This window comes from Sphingobium sp. TomTYG72, from assembly GCF_055394715.1.
The window spans coordinates 941,733-958,689 of record NZ_AP027336.1; the positions used below are offsets into that span (position 1 = coordinate 941,733).

At 62.2% G+C, this 16,957-nt stretch carries 16 protein-coding genes, 1 tRNA gene and 1 other RNA gene; 6 read left to right on the forward strand and 12 right to left on the reverse strand.

The annotated features are described in order from the left end of the window. Nucleotides 1–43: 43 nt before the first annotated feature. Complete coding sequence (locus ACZ5U1_RS04815; protein WP_464779605.1) at nt 44–2,311, forward strand: NADP-dependent malic enzyme; 2,268 nt, start codon at nt 44–46, stop codon at nt 2,309–2,311. Between the two features lie 30 nt (nt 2,312–2,341). After that, nucleotides 2,342–3,019, forward strand: a complete 678-nt coding sequence (locus ACZ5U1_RS04820; protein ID WP_464779606.1) for a L,D-transpeptidase family protein — start codon at nt 2,342–2,344, stop codon at nt 3,017–3,019. Between the two features lie 523 nt (nt 3,020–3,542). On the opposite strand, the gene hisI is transcribed toward ACZ5U1_RS04820, so the two are convergent. The 11 genes from hisI to ACZ5U1_RS04875 form a co-directional block, all read right to left on the reverse strand. Further along, nucleotides 3,543–3,914 carry a phosphoribosyl-AMP cyclohydrolase gene (gene hisI, locus ACZ5U1_RS04825; protein WP_464779963.1) on the reverse strand — a complete coding sequence of 124 codons (372 nt, stop codon included), beginning with the start codon at nt 3,912–3,914 and terminating at the stop codon, nt 3,543–3,545. 63 nt (nt 3,915–3,977) lie between these two features. Next, nucleotides 3,978–4,054 (reverse strand) — tRNA-His (locus ACZ5U1_RS04830). Between the two features lie 259 nt (nt 4,055–4,313). Further along, complete coding sequence (locus tag ACZ5U1_RS04835) at nt 4,314–4,586, reverse strand: HU family DNA-binding protein (RefSeq protein WP_196226204.1); 273 nt, start codon at nt 4,584–4,586, stop codon at nt 4,314–4,316. A gap of 182 nt (nt 4,587–4,768) precedes the next feature. Further along, nucleotides 4,769–7,165, reverse strand: a complete 2,397-nt coding sequence (gene lon / locus ACZ5U1_RS04840) for an endopeptidase La (protein ID WP_464779607.1) — start codon at nt 7,163–7,165, stop codon at nt 4,769–4,771. A gap of 121 nt (nt 7,166–7,286) precedes the next feature. Next, nucleotides 7,287–7,610, reverse strand: coding sequence for a YbaB/EbfC family nucleoid-associated protein (locus ACZ5U1_RS04845; protein ID WP_196226206.1), 324 nt, complete (start codon nt 7,608–7,610; stop codon nt 7,287–7,289). After that, nucleotides 7,607–9,214, reverse strand: coding sequence for a DNA polymerase III subunit gamma/tau (locus ACZ5U1_RS04850; protein WP_464779608.1), 1,608 nt, complete (start codon nt 9,212–9,214; stop codon nt 7,607–7,609). Before ACZ5U1_RS04850 ends, ACZ5U1_RS04845 begins: the two co-directional genes overlap by 4 nt. A gap of 51 nt (nt 9,215–9,265) precedes the next feature. Continuing rightward, nucleotides 9,266–9,363, reverse strand: an RNA gene (gene ffs, locus ACZ5U1_RS04855) — signal recognition particle sRNA small type. A 41-nt stretch (nt 9,364–9,404) separates the two neighbouring features. Beyond that, a complete protein-coding gene (gene blaSGM, locus ACZ5U1_RS04860) occupies nt 9,405–10,313 on the reverse strand; it encodes an SGM family class A beta-lactamase (protein ID WP_464779964.1) in 909 nt (302 codons plus the stop codon). A 33-nt stretch (nt 10,314–10,346) separates the two neighbouring features. Next, nucleotides 10,347–10,682 (reverse strand): 2Fe-2S iron-sulfur cluster-binding protein, encoded by a 336-nt coding sequence (locus ACZ5U1_RS04865; RefSeq protein ID WP_464779609.1) that lies wholly within the window; start codon nt 10,680–10,682, stop codon nt 10,347–10,349. A gap of 17 nt (nt 10,683–10,699) precedes the next feature. Further along, a complete protein-coding gene (locus tag ACZ5U1_RS04870) occupies nt 10,700–11,791 on the reverse strand; it encodes a cysteine desulfurase family protein (protein ID WP_464779610.1) in 1,092 nt (363 codons plus the stop codon). Then, nucleotides 11,788–12,825: a cysteine desulfurase family protein gene (locus ACZ5U1_RS04875; protein WP_464779611.1), complete on the reverse strand. Its 1,038-nt coding sequence runs from the start codon at nt 12,823–12,825 to the stop codon at nt 11,788–11,790. Before ACZ5U1_RS04875 ends, ACZ5U1_RS04870 begins: the two co-directional genes overlap by 4 nt. 146 nt (nt 12,826–12,971) lie before the next feature. On the opposite strand from ACZ5U1_RS04875, the gene ACZ5U1_RS04880 reads away from it, so the two are divergent. Continuing rightward, a complete protein-coding gene (locus ACZ5U1_RS04880; RefSeq protein WP_196226211.1) occupies nt 12,972–13,628 on the forward strand; it encodes an alpha/beta hydrolase in 657 nt (218 codons plus the stop codon). A gap of 123 nt (nt 13,629–13,751) precedes the next feature. Then, complete coding sequence (locus ACZ5U1_RS04885) at nt 13,752–14,843, forward strand: HPP family protein (RefSeq protein ID WP_464779612.1); 1,092 nt, start codon at nt 13,752–13,754, stop codon at nt 14,841–14,843. Here the strand turns inward: ACZ5U1_RS04885 and ACZ5U1_RS04890 are convergent, their stop codons facing one another. Beyond that, on the reverse strand, nt 14,844–15,041 hold the full coding sequence (locus tag ACZ5U1_RS04890; RefSeq protein WP_196226212.1) for a hypothetical protein: 198 nt from the start codon (nt 15,039–15,041) through the stop codon (nt 14,844–14,846). Nucleotides 15,042–15,144: 103 nt separating this feature from the next. Here ACZ5U1_RS04890 and rpiB point away from each other — a divergent pair, with 103 nt between their 5' ends. Then, nucleotides 15,145–15,582 carry a ribose 5-phosphate isomerase B gene (gene rpiB, locus ACZ5U1_RS04895; protein ID WP_196226213.1) on the forward strand — a complete coding sequence of 146 codons (438 nt, stop codon included), beginning with the start codon at nt 15,145–15,147 and terminating at the stop codon, nt 15,580–15,582. Between the two features lie 12 nt (nt 15,583–15,594). Further along, complete coding sequence (glyA, locus tag ACZ5U1_RS04900) at nt 15,595–16,914, forward strand: serine hydroxymethyltransferase (protein WP_464779613.1); 1,320 nt, start codon at nt 15,595–15,597, stop codon at nt 16,912–16,914. Nucleotides 16,915–16,957 lie beyond the last annotated feature (43 nt).

Below are 16,957 nucleotides of genomic sequence, written 5' to 3' on the forward strand. Positions count from 1 at the left end.
TGTCGGCATTGCCCCTATCCCAAATCAATAATAAGGCCGGGTCATGGACGACAACACCCGCCGCGCAGCCCTGGATTATCACCGCTTTCCGCAGCCGGGGAAGCTACGGATAGAACCTACCAAGCGCATGGTGAACCAGCGCGACCTGGCGCTGGCTTATTCGCCCGGCGTGGCCGCTCCCTGCCTCGACATCGCCGAAGATCCCGACAAGGCGATGGACTATACGGCGCGCGGAAATCTGGTCGCGGTGATCTCCAACGGCACGGCCGTGCTGGGGCTGGGTGCCATCGGTGCGCTTGCCTCCAAGCCGGTGATGGAGGGCAAGGCTGTCCTTTTCAAGAAGTTCGCCGACATCGATGTGTTCGATATCGAGGTGGACACGACCGATCCGGAAAAATTCATCGAGGCCGTGGCACTGCTGGAGCCGACATTCGGCGGCATCAATCTGGAAGATATCAAGGCGCCGGAATGTTTCGCCATCGAGGCGGAACTGAAGAAGCGGATGAAGATTCCGGTCTTCCACGACGATCAACATGGGACGGCGATCGTCGTGGCGGCCGCAGTGCGAAACGCGCTGGTGCTGCAAGGCAAGACATTGGCAGAAGCGCGGTTGGTTACATCCGGGGCCGGAGCTGCGGCGCTGGCCTGTGTTGACCTGCTAGTGTCCATGGGGCTTCGGCAAGAGCATGTGACGCTGACCGACAAGGATGGTGTCATCCATTCTGGCCGTGAGGGCATGTTGCCCAACATGGCCCGTTACGCGCGCGAGACCAATGCGCGGACTTTGCCTGAAGTGCTGCCGGGGGCCAATATTTTCCTGGGCCTGTCGGCGCCGGGGGTATTGAAGCCGGAGTGGTTGCCCTTGCTGGCGCCCAATCCACTGATCTTTGCCTTGGCGAATCCGGAGCCGGAGATCCGGCCCGAGGTCGCGCGTGAGGCGCGGCCCGATGCCATCGTTGCAACCGGGCGCTCCGACTATCCCAATCAGGTCAATAACGTCCTGTGCTTCCCCTATATGTTCCGGGGGGCGCTGGATGCCCGCGCGACCGAGATTAACGAGGCCATGAAGGCCGCAGCGGCGGAAGCGATCGCTGCGCTCGCCCGGTTGCCTGCGCATGACAGCGTTGCGCAGGCCTATGGCGGGCGGCGGCTGGCGTTCGGGCCGGACTATATCATTCCAACGCCCTTCGACCCGCGCCTGATAGCCGAGATTGCGCCAGCGGTGGCCAAGGCGGCAATGGACAGCGGCGTGGCGAAGCGTTCGCTGGATATCGAAGCCTATCGCCGTTCACTGGCCCAACAGAACACGCGATCGGCGCAGCTGATGCTGCCGGTGTTCGAGGCCGCACGGGGCACCTGCCGCCGCATCGCTTATGGCGAAGGCGAGGATGAGCGCGTGCTGCGCGCGATCCAGGACGGTCTGGACGAGGGGATCGTTCGCCCCGTCATCGTCGCCCGGCGGCGGATATTGAAGGATAAACTGCCAAGTCTTGGTCTGCGTTTCGAACTGGACCGCGATGTGGAGGTGGTCGATCCGGAAACCGATCACGAACTGCTCGGACAGCTGGTGGATGCCTATCGCGCCATCGCAGCGCGCAAGGGCGTCCCTACAGCCGAGTTGTTGCGTCACGTATACCGGCGCCCGACGGTCACAGCAGCGATGCTGCTGCGCACCGGACGCGTCGATGCGGCGCTGGTCGGCGGCAACAGCGAATATTGGGGTCAGGTGGAACATGTCCTGCGGATCATCGAGCGTCGGCCGGGACATAGCCGCGTCTATGCGCTGTCGGGACTGATCCTGGACGCAGGTGCGCTATTCATCGCCGATACGCATATGGTCCCCGATCCGACACCCGAGCAGGTGGCCGAGATGGCTATAGCGGGTGCGACCGAGCTTCGGCACTTCGGGCTTTCGCCGCGCGTGGCGCTTCTTTCGCATTCGAACTTCGGAGCGTCGCATAGCCCCAGCGCACGAAAGATGCGAACGGCGTTGCAACTGGTACGCGCGCAGGCGCCCGATTTGCTCGTCGATGGTGAAATGCATGCTGACGCCGCCCTCAGCCAATCGCTGCGGGAACGGTTGGTGCCTGATACACGCTTTGAAGGGCCTGCCAATCTGCTGGTGATGCCGAACCTCGATTCGGCGAATATCACCCTTACGGCACTGTCCGCCTCGTCCAGTTCACCGACCGTGGGGCCGATGCTCATGGGGCTGGCGCAACCCGTTCATGTATTGACGCCGGGTGTCACCGCTCGCGGCGTCCTGAACCTGACCGCAATCGCGGCGGCCGAGGTGGATCGGGAAGGCTGAGCTTAACCTTTTGCATGCAATAGAACGGGCATGGCGCGACTGATCCAGAATATAGCGAAAGCGGCGGGGCCGAAGCTGATCATAGGCGGCGTGCTTGGCGCTGCCGGTTTGCTGGTGAGTATGTATATGGATCGCGGGCGCGATCTTGAGTCCTCGCCGCAGGAGGCCGCCTCACCTGAAAGCGCCCCTGTCAAAGCACCGATCGAGCGAAGCCGGTCACAGCCGCTGCCCGTCGATCCGCACGCGCTGGTGGTCAAAAGCGTGCTGCCGATCGAGGGGCCGTTCCGTCATGGCGACTATGTCTGGGATGAGAGCCATGCTCCTGCGACGGGGCCGGTCATCATCACGGTGGATCTAAAGGCTCAGACGCTGTCAGCATTTCGCGCTGGCCATGAAATTGGCGCGGCAGTGATCCTCTATGGCGCGGATGACAAGCCTAGCCCCTTGGGCGCCTTCCCCATTACGCAGAAGGACGCAGACCATGTGTCCAACCTTTATGATGCGCCGATGCCTTATATGCTGCGACTGACGAATGATGGCGTGGCGATCCATGGCAGCGACGTCAAATGGGGGAATGCAACCCATGGCTGCATCGGGGTGCCGACTGCCTTCGCGCGCAAGCTGTTCGCGGCGGTCAAGCTGGGGGACCTGGTGATCATCACGCAGGGCAAAATGCTGGACACCAGCCAGGTTCGAGACGCGGGCTGAACCGCGTCAATCCTGTTCACAAAGCGGATTGCCATCGTGCCCGGTGGCGCGCAGCGCAGAGCTGGCGTCGCTCGATGCGCGGGGGAAGCTAACGCCTTCGAGTGAGGCCCGGCCTTCGCAAAGATCAGCGCACTTCAGGTCGAGAACACCGGGGACGGCGATCTGATCGCCATCATATTGAGCGACGATAATGCAGCCCCTGGCGCGATAGAAGCTGAGTATCAGCTTGTCTCCGGCTCGCTTTGCCGAGCCCCGCCCACGACAGCGTTGATCCTCGCCGAAAATGGCTTCGACGCCGAAGCGAAAGTCGCCGGATCGACCGGGGATGATGCACAGGCTGTCACTGCCCGCCTCATGATGCCGCTGGAAAAGTCCGACGGGAGTCGATCTGGAGGTGTCCGCAATGACGCCGCTTTCAATCGCCGCACGTTCCAGCCCCGCCGCCGAAGCCGTATTGCCTGTCGAGGTTGCAGAGCGCCCGCCGTCCCCCTGGCACGCAACTAGCAGCGGCAGGAGGGCTAGGCTATTCCACCGTATCGACAGCAGTCAGTCCTTCCGGGCCTACGCGGCGAAAGAAGCAGGAGCGCGCGCCTGTGTGACAGGTGGGGCCTGCCGGAACCGCCTTCACCCAAACCGCGTCCTGGTCGCAATCGATCCGGATGTCGCGTACCTCCAGCATGTGACCCGACGTCTCGCCCTTTTTCCAGAGCGACTGGCGGCTGCGCGACCAGAAATGCGCCAATCCGGTTTCCACGGTCAGGGCCAGCGCTTCCGCATTCATATGGGCGACCATAAGCACATCGCCGCCGCCAGCGTCGGTCACGACCGCTGTGATCAGTCCGTCACGATCATATTTGGGATTGAGGGTCAGGCCCTTGTCACGCGCGTCGTCCATAGTCGGGCTATAGTCCGGTGGAAGGCTCATGCGAAGCCCATCGCGTCAGAGAAAGGAGGAAAATGGGGCGATCGAGGGGATCCGAACCCCCGACCTCTGGTACCACAAACCAGCGCTCTAACCAACTGAGCTACGATCGCCACAGGGCCGTTCGGCCCAAGAGAGATGCGGCACATATGCGGCGATTGGATAGTCGTCAAGCTGGCAAATGCGTGCGCACGATGGAAAAAGAAACGGGGCGCCGACCGACTGGTCCGCGCCCCTCTTTCCTCTGTTCAGTACATGGTCGCAACGAGGCTTTCTCACCTTCGGCGACGCTACTCTCCTAAACCAATCAGGCCGCGATGCCCAACATCTTGGTTTCTGGATAAGGCGCCCTGGAAGGCGCCATCCTGCTTGTTAGTTGACCGAGTCCTTCAGACCCTTGCCCGCCTTGAACTTGGGCTGGGCCGACGCTTTGATCGTCATAGTTTCGCCAGTACGCGGATTGCGGCCGGTGGACGCCTTGCGCTGCGAAACGGAAAAGGTGCCGAAGCCCACGAGTCGGACTTCGTCGCCCTTCTTAAGTGCAGACGAGATGGAATCGAATACGCCTTCGACCGCCTTGCTGGCGTCGCTTTTGCTAAGGCCGCTGCTTTCGGCAACAGCACTGATCAAATCCTGCTTGTTCATACCTTGGGAACCCCCTTCTAATTGTGTGAATAGCTAAGGAATCGCGGCGTCGGCGGCGCAATAAGGCCCAGCTTTGATCGGCTGTCAAAGGGAAAGCGACAAAGCCACCACCTCCAATGAGATTTTCAACCATAGGCCTAAATCTTACTGAAAGTGGCGGCTAATTACCGTTGCGCCTGCAATCAGTGGCGAAGCGTCGCGTCCCCATCCCGCCCTGTAGCCGGACTCGGCTGGGCGGCCAGGTCATCTTCTTCGGTCCAGGCGATCGCTTCAGGCACTGAAATCAACGCGCGGGCAAGCACTTCATCCACATGGGAAACGGGTACGATTTCCAGCCCTTCCCTAATATTTGCCGGAATTTCCGCCAAATCCTTTTCATTCTCCGCCGGGATCAGCACCGTTTTGATGCCGCCTCGCAAGGCTGCGAGGAGCTTTTCCTTGAGGCCGCCGATCGGAAGCACCCGGCCACGCAGCGTCACCTCGCCCGTCATGGCGACATCCTTGTGAACAGGGATGCCGGTCAATGTCGAGACGATGCTCGTCACCATGCCGATGCCTGCGGACGGTCCATCCTTTGGCACCGCACCTTCGGGAAGGTGGATGTGGATGTCCTTGCGGGTGAAGATGCTGGGCTTGATACCGTAGCCGGGCGAACGCGCCTTCACATAGGAGAAGGCCGCCTGCACGGATTCGTTCATCACCTCGCCAAGCTTGCCGGTGGTCCGGATGGCGCCCTTTCCAGGGACGGTGACAGCTTCGATGGTCAGTAGCTCGCCACCAACTTCGGTCCAGGCGAGCCCAGTGACGGCGCCGATCTGGTTCTCTTCCTCACCGACGCCGTGGCGGAACTTCCGCACCCCGGCATATTCGGCAAGATTTTCCGGCGTGATCGTGACCTTCTCGAAAACGCCTTCCAGAATCTTGCGGAGCGCCTTGCGGGCAATCCGCGCCACTTCACGTTCAAGCGTGCGGACGCCGGCCTCACGCGTATAGTAGCGGATAAGATCACGGATCGCGGCTTCGGTGACTTCCACCTCGCCTTCCCTAAGGCCGTGAGCGTCGATCTGCTTTTGCAGCAAGTGGCGCTGCGCAATCTCGACCTTCTCATCCTCAGTATAGCCTTCCAGCCGGATGATTTCCATGCGGTCCAGCAGTGGCTGCGGCAGGTTCAGCGAGTTGGCGGTCGTGACGAACATCACGTCCGACAGATCTACATCGATCTCCAGATAATGGTCCTGGAACTTGCTGTTCTGCTCCGGATCCAGCACCTCCAGCAGCGCCGAAGCCGGATCGCCCCGGAAATCCTGGCCCAGCTTGTCGATCTCATCCAGCAGGAAGAGCGGGTTCATCGTTCCCGCTTTCTTGAGGTTAGTCACGATCTTGCCCGGCAGAGACCCGATATAGGTGCGGCGATGGCCGCGGATTTCGGCTTCGTCGCGCACGCCGCCAAGCGACTGGCGCACGAACTCGCGACCCGTCGCCTTGGCGATTGATCGGCCGAGCGAGGTCTTACCGACGCCCGGAGGGCCGACGAGGCACAGTATCGGACCCTTCAGCTTGTTGGTCCGGGCCTGCACGGCGAGATATTCGATGATCCGGTCCTTGACCTTCTCCAGCGCGAAATGATCCTCATCCAGGATCGCCTGCGCGCGTTTGAGGTCGGTCTTGACCTTGCCCTTCTTGCCCCATGGCAGGCCTAGCAGCACGTCGAGATAATTACGCACGACCGTGGCTTCGGCGGACATGGGCTGCATGCCCTTGAGCTTCTTGAACTCGGCCGTCGCCTTCGCCCGCGCTTCCTTGCTGAGCTTTGTCTTGGCGATCTTCTCGGCCAGTTCGGCGAGTTCGTCGCCCTCTTCGCCCTCGCCATTACCCAGTTCGCGCTGGATCGCCTTGAGCTGCTCGTTCAGATAATATTCGCGCTGGGTCTTTTCCATCTGCCGCTTCACGCGGCCGCGAATCTTCTTTTCGACCTGAAGCACGCCAAGCTCGCCTTCCATGAAGGCAAACACCATCTCGAGGCGCTTTACGGGATCAGCCTCCACCAGCAGCGACTGCTTATCGGCGACCTTCACGTTGATGTTGGCGGCAACGGCGTCGGCGAGACGGCCTGCATCGTCGATCTCACGAAGCTGAACCGGCGTTTCGGCGGGCAGCTTCTTGTTGAGCTTCGCGTAGTTTTCAAATTGCTCGGCGACGGAGCGCATCAGCGCCTCGGCCTCAGGCCCCTCGGCCGCGACCTCATCGACCGGATCGACTTCGGCGATCAGATGGTTGTCGGCCGAACTGATCGACTGCAGTTGCGCGCGATGCTTTCCTTCGACCAACACGCGGACGGTGCCGTCCGGCAGCTTCAACAGCTGCAGCACGATGGCAACGACCCCAGTGTCGTACAGCGAGTCACGGTTCGGATCATCCTCGGCAGGATCAAGCTGCGACACGAGGAAGATTTCCTTATTTCCTTCCATCGCCGACTCAAGGGCAGAGACGCTCTTGTCGCGGCCGACGAAAAGCGGGACGATCATCTGCGGGAAAACCACGATGTCGCGCAACGGAAGGAGGGGATATTGCGTAGTCATTCAATCTCCGGCGGGCCGCACGATTATTTGCTCTGCCATGCGGTTCATGGCTTTATGGGGACAGTCGGGGCCTCATTCAATTGGTGCCGTCCTTTTGAACGGACTGTTATCCGAGTGCCGATCAGAAAGGCAGCTTGAACCCCGGCGGAAGCGGGAGGCCGCTCGTCATCTTCGACATTTCGGCAGAACTTACCTCGTCCGCTTTTTTGCGAGCGTCGTTGAAAGCCGCGGCTACCAGGTCCTCAAGCATCTGCTTTTCGCTAGGAGCGAGCAGGCTATCGTCGATCGACACGCCGACGATACGCCCCTTGGCCGAAGCGCGGACCTTTACCAGACCGCCGCCTGCGGCTCCCTCAACCTCGATCTTGTCGAGATTGTCCTGCGCGCGTTGCAGTTCTTCCTGCACGCGGCTGGCCATGCCCAATATTTCGTTCAAATCCTTCATCGCTCTGCGCTCCATGCTTCGGTCCGATCAAGATCGGCTTCGGGGAAGGCTGCAAGCACGGCCTTCACCACCGGGGTATCGAATATTTCGGCGCGCTCTTGCGCCTGACTTGCCTGTTGCTGCTCCAGCAATGACGGAACGGCACTGCCTTCACTGCGCCTTATTTGCCACGAGGAACCCGTCGCCTTTTGCAATTCCACTGCGAGCGTACGGCAGAAATCGCCGTCGGCCCACTCCTGCGTTAGTTGTAATTCCAATTCAGGTGGATCGAACCGGACGACGCGCACGCAATCATGAAGGAAGTCAGCGAGCCGGCCCTTCTTTTGTTCCCAAAGCAAATCGACGAGGGCCTTCGCATCCCTGGGCAGTGATGCGGCAGGAGCAGCGGCGGATGAAGCAGGAGCCGAAGCTGTCTGCGCAGCCGGAACGGAGCCTTCCCGCAGCAGACGCGCGATCTCGCCGGGGTCGGGCATGGTCGCGGCGTGCATGACGCGTAGCAGGGCCATCTCGCAGGATTCGATGGGGAACGCGGCGCCCGCAACCTCGTCATGGCCCTTTAGGAGCAGTTGCCAGAGCCGATGAAGCGGCGCGAAACCGATTTGCGAGGCCCAGGTTGAGAGCGCCTCCCGTTCCTCCGCAGACTGGCCGGGGTTGGCGATATCCCGCCCCGCCTTCGCCAGCGTCACGGCATGCACCAGTTCAAGCAGGCCACGGACCAGCGACAGGGGCTCCACACCGAGCGCATACTGCTCGCGCACCGCAGTCAGCAGCGCGGCGGTATCGCCCTCCAACAGCAGGCCGAGCAGGCGGCGAACGGCGCCACGATCCGAAAGGCCGAGCATATCGCGGACCTGAGCGGCTGTGACGAGCGGGGCGCCCTCCCCCATTTCCGCATGGGCGATCGCTTGGTCGAGGATGGAGAGGCCGTCGCGCGCAGAGCCTTCTGCTGCCTGGGCGATCAGTGCGAGGGCATCGTCTTCGGCGGCAACCTGTTCCGTCTCGACCACATGGGCAAAATGGGCAGCGAGCAGTTCAGCGGGAATGCGGCGCAGGTCGAAACGCTGGCAACGGGAAAGGACGGTGACGGGAACCTTGTTCACTTCGGTCGTGGCGAACAGGAATTTCACATGCGCGGGCGGCTCTTCGAGCGTCTTGAGAAGCGCGTTGAACGCGTTCTTCGAAAGCATGTGGACTTCGTCGATGATGTAGATCTTGTAGCGGGCGGAGACTGCCGCATAGCGCACGGCCTCGATAATCTCGCGCACATCGTCGACGCCGGTGTGGCTGGCGGCGTCCATTTCGACCACGTCGATGTGGCGGCCCTCGGCAATTGCCTGGCAGGGTTCGCACACGCCGCAGGGGTCGATGGTGGGGCCGCCCTGCCCGTCCGGCCCTACGCAATTCAATGCCTTGGCGATCAGGCGGGCTGTTGATGTTTTCCCGACACCTCGCACCCCTGTCATCAGGAATGCATGGGCCAACCTGCCCCGACGGATGGCGTTACCCAGCGTCTGGACCATGGCATCCTGCCCGATCAGTTCGCGAAAGCTGCGCGGCCGGTATTTGCGCGCAAGCACGCGATAGGGCTGAGATGAATCGGACATGGTAACAATCTAGCGGCTTGAGGAGCGGCTGTCGAAGCCGGAAAGCCGAATAAAGGTGGGAGCCGGAACGACCCGCGGCGAAATCGTTGTGGCTGCTTCCGTCAGGACCTGACCAGGTTGGCGACGACCACGTCCGCCCGACTCCCGGCGCGGCATATGGCGAAAGGCTGTGGCGATGGCAAGGGCCGGGTTACTCAAGCCCCGTTCGCTGCGCCTTTGCGACGAAATCAAGTGCGGCGCGGGCAGCTTCGGCTATGGCTGCTTCGGCCGTCTTGGCATCAGTGGTCGGCCGATCGAGATAGACGGCCAGGACATATTCCTCACCTGATGGCGCCTTCACCAACGCCACATCGTTATAGGCGGTGCCGCAGCTGCCGGTCTTGCTGCCCGAGGTCCAACCTTTGGGCAGGCCCGCCTTGATCCGCTTATCGCCCGTTATACTGGCGTTGAGCCATGTTCTCAGACGATCGGCGCTCTCGCTCTTCATGTCACGGAAGATCAGACGAGCCATGAGTGTTGCCATGGCGGCAGGACTGGTGGTGTCACGAGGATCACCTTCAACATTTTCGTTGAGCGCCGGTTCGGTCCTGTCCAACCTCGTCACCGTATCGCCGTGTGCGCGAGCAAAAGCGGTCAAGCCTTCGGGGCCGCCGATCATCGGTAGAAGCAGGTTTGCGGCACTATTGTCGCTAACCTCCACTGCCGCCTCGGCGAGTTCCGCCATGGACAGGCGGCCGCGTTTGCGGTTTGCCTTCACCACCGGCGCATAGTCGAGAATGTCTGCGTCGGTGAACGCCACCTGTCCTTCCAACCCGAACCGCCCTGCGTCGGCGCCCATGAGCACCGCCGCTGCGAGAGGTGCCTTGAAGGTCGAGCACATGGCAAAGCGTTCATCCCGGTTGAAGCCAAGGAGCAGCCCGCCCTTGCGGTCGACCAGCGCGACGCCGAGGCGACCGCCGGTCTCCTTTTCGATCTCGCGCGGGTTTCGCACGGATTTCATCGCCGATTCGCTAACCATGTAACGCGGCGCGGGTGGCAGGAGCGACTGACGCGCGCCGTCCTGTTGCGCCATGACAGGGCCAGAGAGCGACAACATCATCCCCGCCGCGATACCGATGCGAAGGCGCATGAACTACATGCCCTGCATATTGTAGGATTCGCCGGGGATGCGGACGGTGAGGCCGTCGAGCTTGTCCTCCAATATGATCTGGCATGACAGGCGGCTAGTCCGGGTGGCTGCTGCGGCTAGGTCCAGCATATCCTCTTCCGCCTCGCTGGCGGGCGGCAGCTTGGAAAAATCTTCTGCTTCAACAATCACATGGCAGGTGGAACAGGCCATCTGTCCCTCGCACGTTCCCTCCAGCGGCTGGCCTGCCGCCTGAGCTACCTCCAGAAGCACCGAGCCTGCGGCGGCATCGACCTCGTGACGATTTTCGCCATCCGCGCTGACGAACGTGACCCTGATCATGATTGCGACTCCCTTGGCTACGGCGCCGCTTGTACGGCTGCCGCGTCGTTCATTATCTTTGCGGCGCTCTCCAGTTCGGCCGGTGTCGTGTAGCGGCCAAAGCCGATCCGCACCGATCCACGCGCCTCGCGGTCCGACAATCCGATAGCGCGCAAGACATGGCTTGGCCGCCCGGAGCCGCTCGCGCAAGCACTTCCCAGCGAAAATGCGACTTCACGGCATTCCGACAACAGCCGGGCGCCATCGATCCCGTCGCGGCGAAGATTGAGATTGCCGTGGTAGCGCACCTCCGCCCTGCCATTCAGGGTCCATGCGTCGAACAGTTCGCGCGCCTGTCGCCATAGCGCCTCTACATGGGCTTTGTCCTGCTCCGCCATTTCCCGCATCAACCGAGCGGCGACGCCGAAACCGGCGCACAAGGCAGGCGATAGCGTGCCTGATCGCAGGCCCGCCTCTTGCCCGCCGCCGTACATAACGGGCTCCAACTTCACCTCGTCTCGTATCCAGAGGGCGCCCACGCCCTTCGGCCCATGGATCTTGTGGGCGCTTATGGCGATCATGTCGCAGCTGTCGGGGATCGGGACGCGGCCATAGCCTTGCACCGCATCGCAGAGGAACAGCGCCCCCGCGCGGTGAGCAAGGGCGGCAATCTTGTCCACGGGCTGAATGACGCCGATCTCATTGTTCACCAGCATCGCAGCGACGAGTCCCACGCCGGGCTTGATCGCGGCTTCCGCTGCATCCAGGTCGATCAGGCCGTCGCAGCCGACTGGCAGGATCGTGACACGTCGTCCCTTGGTTCCGAGCGCGGACACCGTATCAAGAACGGCGGCATGCTCGGTCGCCAGCGTCACTATGTCGCCGACGGGCGCCCCGAGAATGGCGAGGTTCAGCGCTTCGGTCGCGCCCGATGTGAAGATCAGCCGCCCTCCCTCGGGCAACAGCCTGATGATTTCTTCCCGCGCCAGCTCGACTTGCGCCGCAGCGGCTCGCCCCAAGCGGTGGGCGCTGTGGGGGTTAGCAAACTGGTCGCGCAGAAGGGGGACCATGACGTCAAAGGCCTCTGGCGCGAGCGGCGTCGTGGCCTGATAGTCCAGATAGATGGTCATGGCCGCCTGCTCGCCATCCTTGTCCATTGGTCCAGGAAGCGGTCGATGTCGGCGTCGCTGGTCGAAGGACCGAAGCTGACCCGTATGACTTCCCCCGCCGCCGTCTCGGCCCAGCCCATGGCGTGCAGGACATGGCTGGTCTTGAGCGATCCGGATGAGCATGCGCTGCCCGCCGAAACGGAAATTCCGGCCAGGTCGAACTGAATGAGTTGGGCGCGGGCTGAAACACCGGGCATGCGGTAGCTGGCAATCGCAGGGCTACGAGGTGCGGCGCGTGCAACGATTTCGCCGCCCGTTTCCTCGATGGCTTGGTCTAGCCGCTCCCGCAGCCGCGCAGCTTCCGGCAACCAGTCAGGGCGATCTTCCAGAGCAGCAGCCATGGCAAGAACGCCGGGGAGGTTTTCAGTGCCGGACCGATAGCCCTGTTCCTGACCACCACTGGGTTGTAGTAGCGCCAAATCCCGGACGAGAAGCGCGCCCACTCCGGGCGGCCCTCCGAATTTATGGGCACTGATCGCGATCATGTCCGCGTCAGGCAGGGGGAGCTTGCCTGCACTCTGGGCGCAGTCGGCAAAGAGGATCGACCCCTGACGGTCCAATGCTTCGAGCGGCTGAATGACGCCGGTTTCATTATTCACATGCTGGATGGCAAGGAGCGTACCGGGACCAAATGTAGTTGAAGCAAGCGCCACGGCGCCTTCTGCGGTGACTTTCAGCCGTGCGGCCTCAGGCGTCACGCGGAGAACCGAATCATGTTCTACCGGAGACGTTAAAATATGGGCGGCCTTTGCTCGCGTCAGGCCAATGACGATCGCCTCGCTCGCGCCCGATGTGAACAGAACATGCCCCTTCCATCCCAAGGCAGCAGCGATCCGCGATCGGGCATCCTCCAGGGCAGCACGGGCCGCCCGTCCCTCCGCATGCGGGCTGGATGGATTTGCCCACAGGTCCATGGCCTCCCGCATGGCCGCTTTCGCCTGCGGCAGCATGGGGGTTGTCGCAGCGTGGTCCAGATAAAGGCGATCAAGGGCCACGAGGCGATGTTACTCATTGATTGCGAAAATGGCGGTGGCTTCTATATAGGCGGTCTGCCGCGCAACGCCAGCACTGGCTTTCGCGCGCCCGCATCCAACCGCCGACCTCCTTTCTCCGGGTGGCGGCCAGAACCATAACAGGTGCCATGCCCGACGTTATTTTCCCCGGACCCGAAGGCCGCCTCGAAGGCCGTTTCAGCCCTCCGCCCCGTCCCCGCGCACCGGTCGCGATGATCCTGCATCCCCATCCGCAGGGTGGCGGCACGATGAACGACCGCATCACGCAAGCGCTCTACAAGACCTTTGTGAAGCGCGGCTTTGCCGTTTTGCGTTTCAACTTCCGGGGCGTTGGCCGCAGCCAGGGTACTTTCGACAATGGCATCGGCGAACTGAGCGATGCCGCTGCGGCGTTGGACTGGGTTCAGAGCTTCCACCCCGAGGCGCAAACCACCTGGATCGCAGGATTCTCGTTCGGCGCATGGATCGGCATGCAACTGCTGATGCGCCGTCCGGAAATACGCGGCTTCATCTCGGTCGCGCCGCCCGCGAACATGTATGACTTCTCGTTCCTAGCGCCCTGCCCTGCTTCCGGCATCATCGTGCAGGGAACAGCGGATGAGGTCGTGACCGCCAACGCCGTGCAGAAGCTGGTCGACAAGCTGCGCACGCAGAAGGGCATCACCATCCATCATGACGAAATCCGTGGCGCGAACCACTTTTTCGAACATGAGCTGGATCAGCTGATGAAGTCGGTCGACAATTATCTCGACATGCGCCTGTCGCCTGACTCGCCGATCCGCTGAGACGCTTTACCGATTGTGAAGAAGGGCCGCTCGCAACGCGGCCCTTCTTTGTTTCCGGCCAAATCAGCTATCAAGAAAATATATCTTGGCCTGCGCGGTCGCCGCGACTAGCGGCGGCGGGCCATGAGTGACGAGAAGAACAACGACGTTCGCCTGATATGGAGCCGCTATTACAGCGCCTTCATACCTGCGCCGCCCGGGCCGGGATTTTTCGACCGGTTGAAAGCGGCAAGCGGTGCGATCGGCGGGATCGCGATCACCGGATTGCTTTGCGGCCTGATGCTGGGGAACGGCATAGCGCATCCGTTGCTGGTTGCCCCGATGGGCGCTTCGGCGGTGCTGTTGTTCGCCGTGCCGGCAAGCCCGCTTGCGCAGCCATGGTCCGTTTTCGGCGGTAACGTCATATCGGCACTGATCGGGATTACTGTCGCGCGACTGATCCCTGATCCTACGGTGGCTGCTGCCTTGGCGGTAGGTTGCGCCATTGGGGGCATGTCCCTGCTGCGCTGCCTACACCCGCCGGGCGGCGCAGTCGCACTTTCGGTCGTGTTGGGCGCGGCTAACGGTGCGCCGAGCTATATGTTCGCTTTTATCCCGGTAGGGCTGAACACCGCGCTGCTGGTGACGGTGGCGATAATCTTTCACCGGATTGCGGGGCACAGCTATCCCCATGTCGCGCCCAAAGCTCCGAGCGCACATGGGACGAATGATCCGGCGCCTTTGCTGCGAACGCCGCCGTCCGAACAGGATGTCGAGGAAGCATTGCAGGCCTATGGCGATGTTCTCGACGTCAACGCCGCCGACTTGCAGGTCGTGCTGCATGATGCGGAGGTTCGCGCGGCCGAGCGCAGCCATGCCACGCTGACGTGCGGCGAGATCATGTCACGCGACATCCTGTCCATTCATGAAAGCCAGTCCGTGGCCGAGGCGGCCGAAATGCTGCATGACCGGCGCCTATTGTCGCTGCCGGTGCTGGATGATGCTGGGCGCGTTCAAGGTCTGGTCGGTCCACTCGATCTTTCGCGGGCAGGTGAGACGGCCCGCGACATTGCGTCGGAGCCGCTGCTCGTGTCGGAACATACACCAGTCTCGCAGTTGCTCCGGCCGCTGACGAGTGGACTGACGCATGAAGCCATTGTCGTGAATGGCGAGGGACAGCTGCGTGGGATGGTGACTCAAACCGATCTTTTGGCGGCGATGGCGCTGCGCGCCTGATCAGTGGTTTTGGCGTTCCAGCATAGGCACATCAGGGCCGGGGATAGCGGAAATCGCGACATTGGCGAACATGACCAGTCCGGCTATGATCATCAGGACGCCACGCTTGCGATCGCCCTTCTTCACGATCGCGTAGATGCCGCCGCCCGTGAGAAACAGTCCCGCGAGCATGAGAATGGATAATATTGTCGATGCCATGAAGCAGGCCATAAGCGGCCAGCTGGACTGTGGCAATTGGCAGCCTCTGCCCCTAAGAGGCGCGGGAAACGAATCACCTTTTGCGTGACAGGACAATTTCGCCGTGAAAATCGCCCTTGCTTCCGATCATGCCGCCGTTGATCTGAAGGCCGAACTCGCCGATTGGTTGCGTGATGAAGGTCATGAGGTTCATGATCTTGGCCCCGCTACCGCCGACCGCGTGGATTATCCCGATTTCGGGTACAAGCTCGCCAGCGCCGTCGCATCCGGCGCGGCCGAGCGTGGCATAGCGCTGTGCGGTTCTGGCATCGGCATTTCCATCGCGGTCAACCGCAATCCCGCGTGCCGCTGTGCGCTAGTGTCGGAACCATTGTCGGCGGCGCTATCCCGCGAACATAATGACGCGAACGTCCTTGCCCTGGGCGCGCGCTTGACCGGGGTGGACATGGCCAAGGCCTGCGTCACCGCCTTTCTTTCCACCGAATTCGGCGGTGGCCGCCATTATGGCCGTGTCGAAAAACTCTCCCAGCCCGCGCTTTAAGGAGCCAGCCCTATGAGCACCGCCACCCTCGCCCAGCCCGACCTCTCCGATATCCGCGCCGAAGGCTATTTCACGCGCAACCTGGCCGATGCAGATCCGGCGGTCTTCGCTGGCATCACCAAGGAACTGAAGCGCGAACAGAACCAGATTGAGCTGATCGCATCCGAGAATATCGTCTCGAAAGCAGTGCTGGAGGCACAGGGCAGCGTCTTCACCAACAAATATGCAGAGGGCTATCCGGGCAAGCGCTACTATCAGGGCTGCGCGCCTTCGGATGAGGTCGAGCAGCTGGCGATCGACCGCGCCAAGCAGATCTTCAGCTGTGGTTTCGTCAATGTGCAGCCCCATTCGGGCGCGCAGGCGAATGGCGCGGTGATGCTCGCGCTGACCAAGCCGGGCGACACCATCATGGGCCTGTCGCTCGACGCTGGCGGCCACCTGACGCATGGCGCAAAGCCCGCGCTGTCGGGCAAATGGTATAACGCCGTGCAGTATGGCGTACGCGAGGATACGCACGTCATCGACTATGACGCCCTCGAAGCCCAGGCGATCGAAGCCAAGCCAACGCTCATCATCGCGGGCGGATCGGCTTATCCCCGTCACCTCGACTTCGCCCGGTTCCGCGCGATCGCGGACAAGGTGGGCGCGTTGCTGATGGTCGATATGGCGCACTTCGCTGGCCTCGTCGCCGGTGGCGCGCACCCGACGCCGTTCGGTTTTGCCGATGTCGTCACCACGACCACGCACAAGACCCTTCGCGGCCCGCGCGGCGGCATGATCCTGACCAATGACGAAGCCATTGCGAAAAAGATCAATTCGGCAGTGTTCCCCGGCCTTCAGGGTGGCCCGCTGATGCACGTTATCGCGGCCAAGGCGGTCGCTTTCGGCGAAGCGCTGCGGCCCGAGTTCAGGACCTATGCGCAGGCGATCGTCACTAATGCCAAGGCGCTGGCGGGCAAGCTGGAGCAGCGCGGCCTTGCCGTCGTTTCGGGCGGCACGGACACGCATCTGGCGCTGATCGATCTGCGTCCCTACGGCATTTCGGGCAAGGATGCCGACGAGGCGCTGGAGCGCAGCTTCATCACCTGCAACAAAAATGGCGTGCCGGGTGACCCCCTGCCCCCGACCAAGACCAGCGGCATCCGCGTGGGTTCGCCCGCCGGTACGACGCGCGGTTTCGGCGTCGCCGAGTTCGAAGCGATCGGCGACATGATCGCTGACGTTCTGGAAGGGCTCCGCGATCATGGCGAGCATGGCGACGCCTCGGTCGAAGCCAATGTGCGCGATCGCGTCTCGGCACTCTGCGCCCGCTTCCCGATCTACGAAGGCTGATAGCTTCCTTCTGTCAGGGGTGGTCGAGGCGCGGCGGCTGTGC

Bases quoted from the DNA above. Each gene is read 5' to 3' on its own strand.
- lon (WP_464779607.1), bottom strand. From the start codon at position 7,165: ATGACTACGCAATATCCCCTCCTTCCGTTGCGCGACATCGTGGTTTTC.
- ACZ5U1_RS04845 (WP_196226206.1), bottom strand. From the start codon at position 7,610: ATGAAGGATTTGAACGAAATATTGGGCATGGCCAGCCGCGTGCAGGAA.
- ACZ5U1_RS04815 (WP_464779605.1), top strand. From the start codon at position 44: ATGGACGACAACACCCGCCGCGCAGCCCTGGATTATCACCGCTTTCCG.
- ACZ5U1_RS04885 (WP_464779612.1), top strand. From the start codon at position 13,752: ATGAGTGACGAGAAGAACAACGACGTTCGCCTGATATGGAGCCGCTAT.
- ACZ5U1_RS04870 (WP_464779610.1), bottom strand. From the start codon at position 11,791: ATGACCATCTATCTGGACTATCAGGCCACGACGCCGCTCGCGCCAGAG.
- ACZ5U1_RS04835 (WP_196226204.1), bottom strand. From the start codon at position 4,586: ATGAACAAGCAGGATTTGATCAGTGCTGTTGCCGAAAGCAGCGGCCTT.
- ACZ5U1_RS04890 (WP_196226212.1), bottom strand. From the start codon at position 15,041: ATGGCATCGACAATATTATCCATTCTCATGCTCGCGGGACTGTTTCTC.
- blaSGM (WP_464779964.1), bottom strand. From the start codon at position 10,313: ATGATGTTGTCGCTCTCTGGCCCTGTCATGGCGCAACAGGACGGCGCG.
- hisI (WP_464779963.1), bottom strand. From the start codon at position 3,914: ATGGACGACGCGCGTGACAAGGGCCTGACCCTCAATCCCAAATATGAT.
- glyA (WP_464779613.1), top strand. From the start codon at position 15,595: ATGAGCACCGCCACCCTCGCCCAGCCCGACCTCTCCGATATCCGCGCC.
- ACZ5U1_RS04820 (WP_464779606.1), top strand. From the start codon at position 2,342: ATGGCGCGACTGATCCAGAATATAGCGAAAGCGGCGGGGCCGAAGCTG.
- ACZ5U1_RS04850 (WP_464779608.1), bottom strand. From the start codon at position 9,214: ATGTCCGATTCATCTCAGCCCTATCGCGTGCTTGCGCGCAAATACCGG.
- ACZ5U1_RS04865 (WP_464779609.1), bottom strand. From the start codon at position 10,682: ATGATCAGGGTCACGTTCGTCAGCGCGGATGGCGAAAATCGTCACGAG.
- ACZ5U1_RS04880 (WP_196226211.1), top strand. From the start codon at position 12,972: ATGCCCGACGTTATTTTCCCCGGACCCGAAGGCCGCCTCGAAGGCCGT.